At 37.6% G+C, this 15,775-nt stretch carries 13 protein-coding genes and 3 pseudogenes; 14 read left to right on the forward strand and 2 right to left on the reverse strand.

Annotated elements, in window-relative coordinates:
* Positions 1-26 precede the first annotated feature (26 nt).
* The 7 genes from pstB (at position 27) to ACFILL_RS05155 (ending at position 7,581) form a co-directional block, all read left to right on the forward strand.
* On the forward strand, positions 27-785 hold the full coding sequence (gene pstB / locus ACFILL_RS05125) for a phosphate ABC transporter ATP-binding protein PstB (protein ID WP_273790565.1): 759 nt from the start codon (positions 27-29) through the stop codon (positions 783-785).
* A gap of 21 nt (positions 786-806) precedes the next feature.
* Positions 807-1,529, forward strand: coding sequence for a phosphate signaling complex protein PhoU (gene phoU, locus ACFILL_RS05130; RefSeq protein WP_273790564.1), 723 nt, complete (start codon positions 807-809; stop codon positions 1,527-1,529).
* Between the two features lie 550 nt (positions 1,530-2,079).
* On the forward strand, positions 2,080-2,916 hold the full coding sequence (locus ACFILL_RS05135; protein ID WP_375643402.1) for a cell wall hydrolase: 837 nt from the start codon (positions 2,080-2,082) through the stop codon (positions 2,914-2,916).
* Between the two features lie 174 nt (positions 2,917-3,090).
* On the forward strand, positions 3,091-4,338 hold the full coding sequence (locus ACFILL_RS05140) for an aminopeptidase (protein WP_375611789.1): 1,248 nt from the start codon (positions 3,091-3,093) through the stop codon (positions 4,336-4,338).
* A gap of 275 nt (positions 4,339-4,613) precedes the next feature.
* Entirely contained in the window at positions 4,614-5,489 is an 876-nt protein-coding gene (gene mutM / locus ACFILL_RS05145) for a bifunctional DNA-formamidopyrimidine glycosylase/DNA-(apurinic or apyrimidinic site) lyase (RefSeq protein ID WP_375643403.1), read from the forward strand.
* Between the two features lie 84 nt (positions 5,490-5,573).
* On the forward strand, positions 5,574-6,968 hold the full coding sequence (locus ACFILL_RS05150) for a M20/M25/M40 family metallo-hydrolase (RefSeq protein ID WP_273790560.1): 1,395 nt from the start codon (positions 5,574-5,576) through the stop codon (positions 6,966-6,968).
* Entirely contained in the window at positions 6,961-7,581 is a 621-nt protein-coding gene (locus ACFILL_RS05155) for a ribonuclease D (protein ID WP_273790559.1), read from the forward strand. The genes ACFILL_RS05150 and ACFILL_RS05155 overlap by 8 nt, the downstream gene beginning before the upstream one ends.
* 248 nt (positions 7,582-7,829) lie before the next feature.
* On the opposite strand, the pseudogene ACFILL_RS05160 reads toward ACFILL_RS05155, so the two are convergent.
* Positions 7,830-8,264, reverse strand: a pseudogene (locus ACFILL_RS05160) (integrase); the annotation flags it as partial.
* Between the two features lie 413 nt (positions 8,265-8,677).
* Here ACFILL_RS05160 and ACFILL_RS05165 point away from each other — a divergent pair.
* From ACFILL_RS05165 to ACFILL_RS05180, 4 genes are all read left to right on the forward strand, one after another.
* On the forward strand, positions 8,678-9,007 hold the full coding sequence (locus ACFILL_RS05165) for a hypothetical protein (protein ID WP_273790557.1): 330 nt from the start codon (positions 8,678-8,680) through the stop codon (positions 9,005-9,007).
* Between the two features lie 323 nt (positions 9,008-9,330).
* The gene (locus ACFILL_RS05170; RefSeq protein WP_375643405.1) at positions 9,331-9,612 is read left to right on the forward strand and encodes a hypothetical protein; all 282 of its coding nucleotides are present in this window, start codon (positions 9,331-9,333) and stop codon (positions 9,610-9,612) included.
* A 424-nt stretch (positions 9,613-10,036) separates the two neighbouring features.
* Positions 10,037-10,870: an outer membrane protein gene (locus ACFILL_RS05175; protein WP_375631054.1), complete on the forward strand. Its 834-nt coding sequence runs from the start codon at positions 10,037-10,039 to the stop codon at positions 10,868-10,870.
* Between the two features lie 336 nt (positions 10,871-11,206).
* Complete coding sequence (locus tag ACFILL_RS05180; RefSeq protein WP_273790556.1) at positions 11,207-12,034, forward strand: outer membrane protein; 828 nt, start codon at positions 11,207-11,209, stop codon at positions 12,032-12,034.
* Between the two features lie 277 nt (positions 12,035-12,311).
* Here the strand turns inward: ACFILL_RS05180 and ACFILL_RS05185 are convergent, their stop codons facing one another.
* Positions 12,312-12,482 carry a hypothetical protein gene (locus ACFILL_RS05185; RefSeq protein WP_273790651.1) on the reverse strand — a complete coding sequence of 57 codons (171 nt, stop codon included), beginning with the start codon at positions 12,480-12,482 and terminating at the stop codon, positions 12,312-12,314.
* Here ACFILL_RS05185 and ACFILL_RS05190 point away from each other — a divergent pair.
* The 3 genes and pseudogenes from ACFILL_RS05190 to ACFILL_RS05200 form a co-directional block, all read left to right on the forward strand.
* Positions 12,412-13,207 (forward strand): annotated as a pseudogene (locus tag ACFILL_RS05190) (outer membrane protein). The gene ACFILL_RS05185 and the pseudogene ACFILL_RS05190 sit on opposite strands and share 71 nt — an antisense overlap.
* Before the next feature lie 182 nt (positions 13,208-13,389).
* Positions 13,390-14,271, forward strand: a complete 882-nt coding sequence (locus ACFILL_RS05195) for an outer membrane protein (protein ID WP_375631052.1) — start codon at positions 13,390-13,392, stop codon at positions 14,269-14,271.
* 575 nt (positions 14,272-14,846) lie between these two features.
* Positions 14,847-15,775, forward strand: a pseudogene (locus tag ACFILL_RS05200) (hemagglutinin repeat-containing protein); the annotation flags it as partial.

Consider the following 15,775-nt stretch of genomic DNA (forward strand, 5'->3'; position numbering starts at 1 on the left):
AGATTTTTGTAAGGTGAATTTTTGTAATGAAGATTAAAATGCGTGGTGAGGATGTGAAGGTTTCTTATGGAGACAAAGAAGCACTCCACGGTATTACACTTGATATTCCTGAACATCAAGTAACTGCTTTGATTGGTCCATCAGGATGCGGAAAGTCGACTTTTTTGCGTTGTTTTAACCGTATGAATGATACGATTGAAGGCGCTAAAACAACCGGTCTTATTACCTTAGATGGGGAGAATATTTATGACACACGGATTGATGTTGTAGAATTGCGCGCTCGTGTTGGAATGGTTTTTCAAAAGCCCAGTCCTTTTCCAAAATCTATATTTGAGAATGTTGCGTATGGTCCACGCATTCATGGTTTAGTAAAAACGCGCTCTGAATTGCATGATGTCGTTGAAAAGAGTTTGAGGCAGGCAGGTTTGTTTGAAGAAGTAAAAGACCGTCTTCATGATCTTGGAACAAGTTTATCAGGGGGACAACAACAGCGTTTGTGTATTGCACGTGCTATTGCGGTTAGTCCTGAAGTTATTTTGATGGATGAGCCTTGTTCAGCTCTTGATCCTATTGCGACAGCACGGATTGAAGAGCTTATCGATGCATTACGGCAAAATTATACAATTGTTATCGTAACGCATTCTATGCAACAGGCTGCACGTGTTTCTCAATATACGGCTATGTTTCATTTAGGGCATTTGGTAGAAGTTGGTGCGACTGAAATGATCTTTACCTCACCAAAAGAGCAACGGACACAAGATTATATTACGGGGCGTTTTGGATAGGTGAATTGAGGAGTGTAAGATATGTCTATGAACCATACTGTCCGTTCTTATGATGCAGAACTAAAATATTTAAGAGCAAGGATTATAGAAATGGGGAGCCATGCAGAAAGGATGATTGAACGTTCTGTCGCATCGGTTGTGTGTAGTGATCTTCAACTTGCAACGACAGTGATTGCCGATGATGTATTTTTAGATGAAGCAGAACGTGACATTGATGAAAAAGCGGTTGCTATTATTTGCAAACGCCAACCGATGGCTGTCGATTTGCGTGAAATTATTGGAGCCATTCGTATTTCTTCTGATCTTGAGCGGATTGGGGATATGGCCAAAAACATTGCTAAAAGGACGGTTGCACTTTCAGAAATACGACAATCTGCTTCTGTTTATCATGGGCTTGAAACAATTACAGCTTTAGCACTCAATCAATTAAAAGAAGTCTTAAATGCTTATACGAGTCGCCTATTAGAGCGTGTTGACGCGGTGCGTGAGCGTGATGAGAAGATTGATGCTTTGTATACTTCTCTTTTTCGTGAACTTTTGACGTATATGATGGAAGATATGCGCAATATTACGGTTTGTACGCACTTACTGTTTTGTTTAAAGAATATTGAACGAATTGGTGATCATGTTACTAATATTGCTGAAATGCTGCATTATATCATAACGGGTTACCATATGTCCTCTGATCGTCCTCGCGATGACCTTACTTATAAAGTTGGAGTAGGTGAGAAGAAAATAGATTAAAATTTTTCTTATATGTATAAAATAAGTTTGTAGATATGTGAGTATTTTCTTACAGTGCAGCTATAGAAAGAATAAGATAACCGTCTTATGGAAAAGCACAAAGAAGCAACAAAGAGTTTTTTCAGAGAAGCGTGGCAGATTGCTAACTCTTGGTTTGACATATTTGTATATTAGATGATATCATCACTCGTATTGTGGCCGGAGGGGAGTTTTCTAGGGGAATTTCCTTTCAGATCATTTTGTTAAAATTTTATATTAAAGGGGATATCTGTATTATTTTTTCGTATGTAGAAGAAATGGATAGCGTTATTTTACTATAATTGAAACGTATGGGTTATTATAGCCTATATTGAACCATGAATAATAACAATATTGATCTATAAATTAAGAGTTTTTTATTTTTTATTTTGCATAGATACTTTATTGATTACCTCTTGTATTAAAATTTTGCTGAGTGGTAACAATTAGCTATGTACTTTATTGAGAGATACATTTAAAGCTCATTTCAAGACTTGAATAGCTCAGAGATTATAGGAATGTGTTGCATAAGATGAAAAAAAATCGTTGGAATGTATTTGTTACCTGTTGTGTAGCGCCGTTAGTTGTTGTGGGGTGTGCTTCAAATCATTTAGATACTGGAAAAATAAATAATAATAAGACAAAAACGGTTACGTATCCATTGACAGAGCGTCAATGTCTTATGCGAGCGATGTATTTTGAATCAAATCGCACAAGCCGTGAAGGAATGATTGCCGTTGGGACGGTTGTTATGAATCGTGTTAATTCAACCGCCTATCCTAAGACGATTTGTGGTGTTGTTGGTCAATATAGGCAATTTGCTCCTGGTGTTTTAACGCGTCCTATGACGGAGAAAGCATCTGTTGCTCGTGTAAGAGAGGCAGCTGATGCCGTTTTACGGGGTGAACGAGATAAGAAAGTTAAACACGCTAAGTTTTTTCATACCGCTGGTTTGTCTTTTCCGTATAAAAACATGCATTATGTTCAGGTTGCAGGGGGAAATGCTTTTTATGAAAAACGATCACGTGATGGGGCACTTCAAGTTCCTACAAATAATCGCCCTTATGATGTTGCTTATGCTTTTGCTCAAGAACGTTCTGGTCATGCGCCAAGCTTTATAGATGAAGGCTTAGAGAGTAGGGGAGTAAAGGCAGAGAAAAGTACATCTCATTCGACAGAAGTAGCACAATCCAAGACGTCACATCCAGCGCCTTTTGCTATGGTACAGCTTGATAAAGTTCCTATCCCTGCCTATGCACCTCAACATATAGCTAGGAAAGAGGAAAATAAAACGATTATGGCTTTACCTTCATCCGATCAGTTAAATGCAATTGTTGCAATGTTAGAAAAACGACACAGAAACTGGTAAGTTTTTCATGACCAAAGAAGGGTTATACACCCATTGCGGTTTATGAATTAAGTGAATTTTAGCGATAATGATATGCATAAGTATACGTAGAGAAAGTGAACTCAAAGGATCTGAAAAACAATTTATAATATGACGACATAAAGAACGCATTTTATTTAGAGAAGGGTATTGGTAATGTACTTTGATATTCATGAGACAATTTCGCCTGAAATGCTTAATCGTCTTGCAGAAATTACAGTGAAAGTGGGGTTGAATTTACAAGAAGGGCAGGATCTTGTTTTGACTGCTCCAGTTTCAGCGTTACCTTTTGTTCGGCGTATTGCATATCATGCTTATAAGGTTGGTGCTGGTGTCATTACACCAATTTTTAGTGATGATATGTTATCGCTTACACGGTTTGAAAATGCTCATACAGCTAGTTTTGATTGTGCCCCTTCTTGGCTTTATGAGGGAATGGCGAAGGCTTTTGAAAATGGGGCAGCGCGTTTAGCGATTGTTGGTGATAATCCTTTGCTCCTTTCCAATCAGGATTTTGATAAGGTTTCACGTTTAAATAAAGCCACTTCAATAGCTTATCAGCCGGCACTCAAGCAAATATCAAATTTTGCTATGAATTGGTCGATTGTTGCTTATCCAACAGCAGGGTGGGCTGAGGCGATGTTTCCTTCTTTATCGCTTAATGAGGCGATTAAAAAATTAGCTGATGCAATTTTTTCTGCTTCACGTGTTACAGAAGAAGATCCGGTACAGGCGTGGACTGTCCATAATGCACATTTGAAGAAACGATCATCTTGGCTTAATGAGCAGCGTTTTTCTGCCTTACACTTTACAGGGCCAGGAACTGATTTGACGGTTGGTTTGGCAGATGATCATGAATGGCATGGCGGTGCATCTGTTGCTCAAAATGGTGTTATTTGCAATCCGAATATTCCGACAGAAGAAGTTTTCACGACTCCTCATGCTCATAAGGTTGAAGGTTTCGTTCGCTCAACAAAGCCCCTTTCCTATCAAGGAACTCTGGTTGATAATATTGAAGTACGTTTTGACGCAGGGCGTATTGTTGAGGCTCGTGCATCAACAGGCCAAGAAGTTTTACAGCAGGTTTTGCAAAGTGATGAGGGTGCAAGCCGGTTGGGCGAAGTTGCCCTTGTGCCCCATTCTTCACCAATTTCTAAGAGTGGCCTCCTTTTTTATAATACCTTATTTGATGAAAATGCTGCATGTCATATTGCTTTAGGTCAGTGTTATTCCAAATGCTTTTTAGATGGGGCATCATTGACGTCAGAAGAGATTGCAGCACGTGGTGGGAATAAAAGTGTCATTCATATTGACTGGATGATTGGTTCTGGCGAAATTGACATAGATGGCATTACCCAAGATGGTGTAAGAGTTCCTGTATTTCGTAAGGGTGAATGGGCTTAATTTTGTTACCATAAAACACGCTCATTTGAGGTGGGGTGGGATGTAAGCCTCATTGATACGTTAAGTATTTTAGAGTGTGTGGTATATATTCAAGGCAGGGTTTGTCCATAAAGCCTTTAGTTAAATGATTCACATGAGTAGGAATCCAAGTAAAATCCACTCATCAAGAATTTGTTTAGTAGATGTAGAGGAAGTCTTCGTTCTTTGAGGGGGGTGGGAAGAAGTCAATTTATCAGAGATACGATTGGAAAGTGTATAATTATTAAAGAAGAGTAATGCCTGAGCTTCCTGAAGTAGAGACAGTTCGTCGTGGACTTGAGTCCGTTGTAACTGATGCAAAGATAGTATCTGTCAAACTTAATCGTAGAGATTTGCGCTTTCCTTTTCCTGAGGCTTTTTCTGAGCGCCTTATTGGCAGAACAATTATAGAACTTGGTCGGCGTGCAAAATATTTATTATTTCATCTTTCTCAGAATGAAACGATTTTAAGCCATTTAGGAATGTCTGGTTCATGGCGTATAGAGAATGATCTTTTAAGAACAGTTTTTTCAACGACAAGTAAATTGGTTAAGCATGATCATTTTGTCATGGATATTCAGACAAAGAATGGTGACGTTTATCGTCTTATTTATAATGATGTGCGTCGCTTTGGGTTTATGCTTTTAGTCGATACGGATAAGCTTTATGAACATCCACTTTTAAATAAGCTAGGTCTTGAACCTATGAGTAATTCGTTTTCTGGTCGTTATTTACAAAAGGCTTTTGTTAATAAAAAAATGTCTCTCAAGGGTGTTTTACTTGATCAGTCTATTGTTGCAGGTCTTGGGAATATTTATGTTTGCGAAGCACTTTGGCGGAGTCGTTTGTCTCCACAACGTGGTGCATTTACATTGGCATCACAAACGGCACGGGCACGTGAATTTGCAGATTCTTTAGCACAAAATATACGCAATGTGATTTCTGAAGCCATTTTGTCTGGTGGCTCTTCTTTACGTGATTATATGCATATAGATGGTTCACTTGGTTATTTTCAGCATGCTTTTTCAGTTTATGGACGAGAAGGCAAGCAATGTTTGGAATGTGGAGCGCCTATTATGCGCATTTTACAGGCTGGACGTTCAAGTTTTTACTGCTCACAATGTCAAAAATGAATAAGGCGTCTTGCAAAATCTTACAAGAGGCTTAAAGTCATCGTATCTATAATATAATTACACAAGGCTTGAAAGGTTTTTTTTATGCTGAATAAAGTACTAACACATCTTGATGGAAATATAGAGAAGAGCCTTGAACGCCTTTTTTCTCTTTTACGTTTTCAATCGATTTCTACAGACTCGGCTTACAAGGATGCATGTCGTAAAGCAGCTGATTGGTTAGTAGAGGATTTAAAAAGCATCGGTTTTGAGGCTTCACGCCGTGATACACCGGGGCATCCAATGGTTGTTGGGCATCATCCTGGACCTTCAGATGATTGTTTGCATGTGTTGTTTTACGGACATTATGATGTTCAACCTGTTGATCCATTGAGTTTATGGGAGGATGATCCATTTACACCTTCTTTAAAAGAGAGAGATGGAGAGAAAGTTATTTGTGCTCGTGGAGCTTCAGATGACAAAGGTCAGTTGATGACTTTTATTGAAGCATGTCGTGCATTTAAGAAAGAAACAGGGCAGCTTCCTATTAAAGTTACTATTTTATGTGAAGGCGAGGAAGAGAGTGCTTCTCCTTCCCTTATTCCTTTTTTAAAAGCAAATACAGATGAACTTAAGGCAGATTATGCATTGGTTTGTGACACGTCAATGTGGGATGCGAATACTCCATCTATTGCTCTTTCTCTTCGGGGAATTATGGCAGAAGAGATTATTATCACAGCAGCTAATCGTGATTTGCATTCTGGTTATTTTGGAGGAGTAGCAGCTAATCCCATTCGTATTTTAACGAAAATCTTAGCAGGACTTCACGATGAAAATAATAGGGCAACACTTCCTGGCTTTTATGATGGAGTAGAAGAAACACCTCCACATATTTTACAATCATGGAATGCGCTTAATTGTACTGCTGAAAATTTTCTTGGTCCTATAGGACTTTCCGTTCCAGCTGGTGAAAAAGGGCGGAGCATTTTAGAGCTTGTATGGGCACGTCCTACCATGGAAATTAATGGTATTAGTGGCGGCTATGAAGGGGAAGGGATGAAAACGGTTATTGCTTCTCAAGCGAGTGCAAAAGTATCGTGTCGTTTGGTGCATAAGCAAGATCCAGAGAAAATACGCCAAGCGTTGCGTGATTATGTACGTAGCTCAATTCCTGCTGATTGTAAGGTTGAATTTAAGAATCACGGTTCTTCTCCGGCACTTCAGATTTCTGATGATTCATCTTTTATCAAGGAGGCGAAGGATGCCTTATCACAAGAGTGGGAAGTGCCTGCTGTCTTGACAGCCATGGGGGGCTCGATCCCAATTGTAGCAGATTTTCGGTCAATTCTTGGCATGGAAACTCTTTTGGTTGGTTTTGGACTGGCTGATGACCGTATTCATTCGCCTAATGAAAAGTATAATTTAAAATCATTTCATAAGGGGCAGCGGTCTTGGGCGCGTATTCTTGCAGCTTTAGCAAATAGGAGGGTAAATGGCTGAGATTCGTGTTCATCAAGGTGATTTACCAAACTTAGATAATTATCAAACTGATGCTGTTGCGATTGATACCGAAACTTTAGGATTACAACCCCATCGTGATCGTTTATGCGTTGTTCAGCTTTCTTCTGGAGATGGTACTGCCGATATTATACAGATTGCTAAAGGACAAAAGAATGCACCTAATTTGGTCAAGCTTCTTAAAGATAAAGCAGTCGTAAAAATATTCCATTTTGGGCGTTTTGATCTTGCTATTTTAGCACATACATTTGGTGTTATGCCAGAGGCTATTTTTTGTACAAAGATTGCTTCGAAACTCACGCGTACTTACACGGATCGTCATGGCTTGAAAGAAATTTGTAATGAATTGCTGAATGTGAATATTTCTAAACAGCAACAATCTTCGGATTGGGCGGCAGAAACGTTATCACAGGCGCAAATTGAATATGCTGCGTCGGATGTGTTATATTTGCATCGTTTAAAGGTTATATTTGAAGAACGTTTAAGACGTGAAGAGCGAGAAAATGTTGCCAAGGCATGCTTTCAATTTTTGCCTATGAGAGCTAGGCTTGATCTTTTAGGATGGGCGGAAGTTGATATTTTTGCGCATAGCTAACTTTAAAATTGGCTTTTAATGGAGTTAATTATTGATGTGAGAGGACAAAATGCTTGTACATTATGGACATTTTATCCTCTCATCTTTTCTGATAAGAATTATAATAAATTCTTAAGTGCTATTTCATTTGAAGTTTAGGCAATAAAAGTACTTTTGCGAATTCATATTTTTTATTTTTGTAACAGCTTTTATTTGAAACAAAGCAATTTTGAGGAGAGGCTGGAAACATACGGTGATTGGAAGACTTAAATCTCTGCAACCGGTATACAGCCTAATTGGGGGAGAATATGAATGTGTAAATGTAAAAACCAAATCTCATCTTTACCATCATTTTTAATTCGGCTTTACGACTTTCAAAAGTATTTAAAGCAATGTCTGTTAAATAATAGAGATTACGCATTGCCTCATGTTTTTAATGGATTTACGTTCTTCGTGTAAAACAGAACGCCCTAAACGGAATATATTTGTGTTGCTAATTCATGTGCTTTTTTAAAGAAACCGGCACCCAAATCCATTTTACGGCGGCGCTTATGAATGGTATAACGATAAAGCCCCCAAAAATATGATATAAAATTCATTGAGCACTCTCATTTTTACGCTTACGGAGTAACAAGCTGCTACCATCACACCACTTTGCCAACTCCCAATGTTGTGTAGCCCTTGGTACGGTTCATAAGAGACATTTTTAGTCTTTTTAGTGTTTTTTATCCACACAGCTTTCCCCACTTATAACGTGCAAACAAATGGTTTTGATTGATTCAACATGAAAAAGATTTTGAATGAGAGAATCTTATGATATTTAGGGTTCTCAGTCAATATGAATAACGCTAAATTATCATTATAAATCAGTATATTATATGAAGTTCGTATAGTTTATTATTTTCAGACGATACTTTGTGCCTTTATTTATTACTCAATAAGTAATTTCTATGTTGGCAGAGCAGGGCAATTTGCTTTTATTTTAAAAGCAAAATGCTCCAAAGCTTTATTTTTAAGGATTTTCACTTTTTATCTATAAACACATTATTTTTCTCTGGAAATTTGCAATGAAGGCACTAGATAAAATCCATTATGAATATTTGATGAGGTTAAATTTATGAATATAAAATATTTTATTACAGCTTTTGCTACTTTTGCTTCAATCTCTATGGCTCAAGGTGCAAGTTTTTTAGCGTCTCAAAATCTTATACAGAGAGCATCTTCGACTGTTCCTCCAATAGGTTTTTTTTCTGGTGAACAGCTTTGCAAGTTATTATCTGAAGTTTTTCAGATAGAACTTTCTTGCACAAATAACAGCGAATGCATAACAGCAGCTAAGTTAGTACCTGTGTTACATTCTGGTAAAAAAAGAGATCATTATCCTAAAAGAAGACCAGGGAAAAGAGGACGGCCAAACCTATTTGCACGAGGTCCAATGAGTTTTTAAAAAGTGAAAAAACAACATTAAGAAGTATAATATATGTTTTGAAGTTGAAAAAGAGGGATATTTTTTCTGCCAAATTCATGATTTTTAAAGCAAGGGGTGGTTTGAAAACTTTAAGAAAGATTTCTCATTTTTTCAGCTTTAAGGAGATTTCTATATAAGTTTTAATGTTTATCATACCGGTTGTTTGTCTTTAGGTATTTTTTCAATTTCGTCTTGTAAAGGAGTATGAAATGATAGCCTACAAATAAGGCTGAAGCTATGAAAAAGACTTTACTATAAGGTTGAGAGAAGAAAAAAATGGTAAGTATGTCAAAAAGGAATAAATGCCTAAATTAAAAACAAAGAGCAAATGTAATGAAATTGCATGTGATCTTGTTGCAGTCCATAGGGTAGTGGAGATCTTGTTCATGTGCGCTACAAGCGTTCTTTACAATGATGAAAAAACAATCAAAGAGCTATTCACATTTGGTTATGGGAAGGATGAAGCTAAAAACGTTGTTTGTATGAATTTAAATGGAACAGTTACATTTAGCTGCTCTCAATATTGTAACGGTCTTCACTATTACAATATTGAGAGTATTAATAGGAAGCATTTTAGCTTTTAAATAGTTTTATTTATTCACACACTTGCACGTTTGTGAGGTGCAGGGGGGATGGTTTTGGTTTCTTTAATATAAAAAGGCTTAAGATAAGAACATCTTCAATATTGCAGACGAATTAATATAAAAGATATTTTTTTCATTATAAATCAATATATTATATTTTTATGTCAATAGCACACGCTTTACACGGAGGGTACTGTGGCGCAGTTTTTTATCAAAATGATAAAGGAGAGAAAACGTGAGGAAAAGAGATCATTTGTGCATAGGCATAGTTTAATTCTCATTTATTACAGATCAAGCAATTAAGGGTACTTTGATTGGCTTTTTGTTTTTTTTATAAGTGTATCATTTTTGCTACAGATATCTGAAGATGGGGCTCTATATGAAATGATGTGTTCAAATAAATATTCAGCTATGGAGAGAAAATATGAATATGAAATGGTTAATAACAGCTTCTGCTTTCGCTTTTGTTTCAGCTTCAGCAGCTCAAGCAGCGGATGTTATTGTTCCCCCCAGTCCAACACCTGTTGCTCCCGTTATTGTTGCTCCAACTTTTTCTTGGACAGGTTTTTATGTTGGGGGGCAGATTGGTGGTTTTTCGGGTAAGACGAAAATGGATATTCTCAGTAACGGAAAAAAGATTCCAGCACCTGATGACCTTTTGCCTAAACTATCTGGTTTCATGGGTGGTTTTTACGCAGGTTCCAACGTTGATCTCGGCAATGGCCTTATTTTAGGTGTTGATACAGATATCATGTGGTCTAATAAAGATGACACGAAGACAGGAAAAACATATGTTATTCTTCCAGATCACATAAATTATATTAAGAAGATATTAACAGAATCTGGAATTAATATTGGTAAAGATGCGCTTGTACCTGGTGATAAACGAACCCACAGTTTCACTTTTAAAGAAAAGTGGGCTGGTGCGACACGTGTACGTATTGGTTTTGCAGCTGAACGCATTATGCCTTATGTTGCTGGTGGTATCGCCTATACACAGCTTCAAGATAGTGCATTGATTTCAATAACAGGGAAAGATTCAGATAAAGTAATAGCTTCTGGTACTCTGTCTGATGAAACAAAGACCCTTGTTGGTTACACGCTTGGTGCTGGTGTTGATTTAGCCATGACCAATAACGTTATTGTCCGTGCGGAATATCGTTACTCAGATTTTGGTAAAAAGAAATTCTCAAATGATAAATATGAGACATCTTACAAAACCAATGACTTCCGTGTTGGTGTTGCTTACAAATTTTAAAAGATGGTAAGTAAAATAACAGAGGCTCTGTCAAAGATAGAGCCTTTGTTATTCTTTGTTGCTATATTATCACACAACACATAATTTATTGTGGATGTGAAAAGATATTATTCAGATTTTTTTAAAAAAAATCATAGACAACAAACAAAAATTACATTTAAAAATCAATAAGTTATTTATATATATAATCTTTAGGTTTCTCGTACAAAATCAAGCTATGAAGCAATTTTGTCTGGGATGTGCCCTCCATTTTCTGTGACTGTATCATTTTTACTACAGCTTTTCTTTCTGTAATCTTGTAGCACTGTGCTCATAAATAAATTAGGAGCAAAGTTTATGAATATAAAATCTTTAGTAACAACTTCTGTTATCGCTATAGCGGCAGCTTCTGCAGCACAAGCTGCTGATGTTGTCATCCCTCATGAAACAGCCCCAGCAGTCATCGCAGCAGCCCCTTCATTTTCTTGGACAGGCTTTTATATCGGTGGTCAAGTTGGTAACTTTTCAAGTAAAGTTGATGTATACGATTCAGCGACGAACAATAAAATTAGTGACAAAGATTGGATGCCTAAGCCTTCTGGTTTCATGGGTGGTATCTATGTAGGTTCCAATGTGGATCTTGGAAATGGCCTCATTCTAGGTGTTGAAACTGATGCCGTCTGGGCAGACCGCGAAGAATCAAAAGACCGCGCTGCGGAAACTGTTGGAGCAGGTTATGATGAGACTTTTGACAAACTCAAACCTAATTATGCTTCAGGAAAAAATAAAACCTCTATCACGGCGACAAGCAAAAAGATGAATAGCGTTTCTCTAAAAGCAAAATGGTCTGGTGCTACACGCGTTCGTGTTGGTTTTGCAGCCGTTGATCGCATTATGCCTTATGTTGCTGGTGGTATTGCTTATGCACAGGTACAAAAAGTTGATTCGATTAAGGTAAAAGATGAAAATAATGCAGATATTGGTACTGCTACCGTTTCTGATGCATCAAAAACGATGGTTGGTTTCACTGTAGGTGGTGGTATTGACTTTGCAATGACAGACAATGTTCTGTTGCGTGCAGAATATCGTTACTCAGACTATGGTAAAAAAGCATTTGTAAAGAACGGGGATAAAGTAGCTTACAAAACCAATGATTTCCGTGTTGGTGTTGCATACAAATTCTAATTTCGTCAACAACGAAATAAACTTCCAAGAGGCTCTGTCAAAGACAGGGCCTCTATTCTTTTCTGTTGTTATATTATCACATACCCTATATTTATTAGGGGAGTAAAAGATATTATTCAGATTTCCTTAAAAAGATTTTTATAAACGAGAGACAATAATTACGCGGTAAAATCAATGAATTATACGTATTCATAATTTACAATTTCTTGTGAAACGTGAAGTTATGAAATGACTTTATCTTGCGTCAGCTTTCGTTTCCTATGATTGTATCATTTTACTACAGCGTTTTTTTGTAGTCGTATAATACTGTGCTCGTAAATAAATGAGGAGCAAAGTTTACGAATATAAAATCTTCAGTAACAACTTTTGTTATCGCTATGACTACAGCTTCTGCGGCACAAGCTGCTGATATTGTCATTCCTCGTAAAAAAGCTCCAACAGTTATCATAGCTCTTTCGTTTTCTTAGACAGGTTTTTATCTTGGTGGTCAAGTTGGCAACTTTTCAAGTCAAAGTTTATGTATTTGATTTAGAGACAAAAGAAAAAAACTTCAGATAAAGATGCACTACCTAAGCCTTCAGGTTTCATAGGTGGTATTTATTTTAGGTTCCAACGTAGATCTTAGAAATGTCCTAGGTGTTGAAACCGATGCAGTCTGGGCAGACTGAGGAGAGACGAAGACGGTCTCAAAGATTCTTGTGATTGATGAATTTGATGATTTTAATGATGAATTTAAAGATGCTGGTGTCACATTGGATGAAAATGAAAAGTTTCAAAAGGGTGACACAGCAGTGTATTGCATTGGTTTCAAAGAAAATGGTCTGGTGCAACACGGGTTCGTGTTGGTTTTTCCGTCGCTGACAGTATTATGCCTTATGTGGCTGATGGTATTGCTTATACGCAAATACAGGGTGTTGGTAAAGTTTCAGGAACAAACAAAATTGGCAAATGGGTAAGCCAAGTAAAGAAGTTTCTGCTACAGTATTTGATAAAATAAAAACGATGGAGGGTTTCACCCTTGGTGGTGGTATAGATTTCGCGATGACAGATCATGTTCTGCTTCGTGCGGAGTACCGTTACTCAGACTTTGGTAAGAAGGAATATAAAAAGTATTACCTTAAACTAGGCTACACAACCAATGACTTTCACGTAGGTATCGCTTACAAGTTCTAATTTCATCAAAAGTGCAATTATGAATAAAAAGTATTAATAAAAAATTAAATTTCCAAAAGATATTGACTTTTACAAAAGCGCTGTTTTCTGGGCTTTTATTTGTACGACTGTGACATTTTTACTACAGCTTTTCTATTTATAATCTTGTAAGGTTGTTTTGTAGTTAATTTAGGAGCAAAATTATGAATACAAAATCTTTAATAGCAACTTCTATTGCCGCTTTAATTTCAGCTTCTGCAGCACAAGCTGCTGACGTTGTGATCCCTCGTGAAACAGCCCCAGCAGTTATCGCAGCAGCCCCTTCGTTTTCTTGGACAGGCTTTTATCTTGGTGGTCAAGTTGGTAACTTTTCGAGTAAAACTAAAGTAACTATTCCAGGAGAAGATAAAGAACTTGTCAAAAAAGATAACACACCTAGTCCTTCTGGTTTCATGGGTGGGATTTATGCCGGATCTAACGTAGACCTTGGAAATGGTCTCATTCTCGGTGTTGAAACCGATGCAGTTTGGGCAGACCGTGAAGAATCAAAAACAGCCCGTGAATTGACTCTTACTAAAGAAGATGTGGCATTTTTTAATAATGCCCTTGAAAAAGCTAAGGTTGAATTAAAAGATCAGCAACGGTTTGAAATAGGTGACAAGGTAACGGAAAAGCACAGTTACAAAGAAAAATGGTCTGGTGCTACACGCGTTCGTATCGGTTTTGCTGCTGTTGACCGTATTATGCCTTATGTTGCTGGTGGTATTGCCTATGCGCAGGTACAGGGTATTCAATCAGTTACAGGAAAAGGAGAGAGAGTTAAAGTTGAACAGAAAGCTGATGTGGTTGAAAACCCATCAATTAAGCAAAATGTAGATTTGACTGGTGGTACTTGGGCTGATGACACGAAGACAATGGTTGGTTTCACTATTGGCGGCGGTGTTGACTTTGCAATGACCGACAACGTTCTTTTACGTGCAGAATACCGTTACTCCGATTTTGGTAAAAAGAAATTCGCCAACGATACACGTGAATTCAACTACAAAACCAATGACTTCCGTGTAGGTGTCGCTTACAAATTCTAATTTCGTAAAAATGAAATTATTAGCACAAAAAATACTAAGGCCTCGTTTAACGGGGCCTTTATTTTATTAGCTCTCTATTTTATTTCTCTTAATCTCTTTTATTTTTTATTTGTATCATTTTGTATTATAAGGCTTAAAAAAGTTTTATATTATAAAAGGCGAATTAGTAGTATGCAGTAATTTTATAACTACTTATTACATAAAATATTATATTACGGCTATCATTTTACACTTAAGTGAAAAGTATTTAATTAATCTCAGAAATAGGACAATATCATAACCAGTGGCGAACTTTAGTCTACTTTTATATGCTAGATTAGAGCGAGCATACTACATATATCTGTTAGAGTAAGTTCTGAAACGGGAATACAGCCTCATTGGGGAAGAATATAAAGTTACAAAGAGAAAAACTAGTTTCCAACTTTATCATCTTCTTTTAATTTAGCTTTACGTTTTTGTTTATTGCATTTCTTAATGGGATCATACTCCTCATGCAAAACAGAACGCCCTAAACGGAATACACTTGTTGTTGTGTATTCACACATTTGTTTTAAATAAATATTTTTCAAAGTACATCAAGCCCACTTCTCTCTGGAAAAGATTTGAATATTTTAGGCTCTGATGTTCAAGCAACGGATAAACTTCTCTTGCAAGCTGAGAGGAATGTTTCGATTGATGCCACACGCAACAGTGCCAATAGTCATCGCGGGGATCAAACCTCTCATGTTGCCGTGCACAATGGCTCTCATTTAAGTTCTGGAAAAGATACCACTGTCATCTCAGGTCAAGATATCCATATTGCTGCTTCCGATATAGATGCCAAGGGCAATGTTGGTCTTGGTGCCCAAGGGGAGATAACAATAGGGGTGAGAAACGATGAGATGGAGTATCATCTTCAGGGCAAAAACACGAAAGTGGATATGCAAGCCTCTCATGCCGTTGGCTCTTCGATAAAATCGGGAGGTGATACCACTGTCATTGCAGGGCAGGATGGCAAACCGCATGATCTTAGCATTACAGGTAGTTCCATTGCGGCTGATGGCAAGGTAGGGCTGAAAGCCAGCAACGATGTCCTGATCAATAATGCAGAGGATAGCTTACATTATGAGATGTCGTATCACAAAGACGGTGGGGTGTTTAGTAGCAGCAAATCTGAGCATAACAAGATGGATGTGAGCCAAGTTGTGGGGTCAAGCATAACAGGGGGTGAAGGCATTGCCATTGATTCCGGAAACAACACGGAAGTTGTAGCCTCGATGCTCGTAGCCGGTAAGGCAGAGGAAACGTCAGGAGAGAAAGCACCAGGAGAACAGAAACAAGCGGATATTACCATTCACTCTGGGGGAAAGATTACTATCAAAGGCGCCCAAGAACACTTGGATCAGCAAGCACAATCGTCTTCAAGTGGCTTTTTGCATGAGAAATCGTCCGATACATCTCAATCGCATACCACAACGGTCTCCTCTATCCTTGGGGCAACGGGCAACATCGTGTTAGACGCACA

This window comes from Bartonella sp. AP20NXHL (assembly GCF_042196165.1).
Taxonomy (GTDB): domain Bacteria; phylum Pseudomonadota; class Alphaproteobacteria; order Rhizobiales; family Rhizobiaceae; genus Bartonella.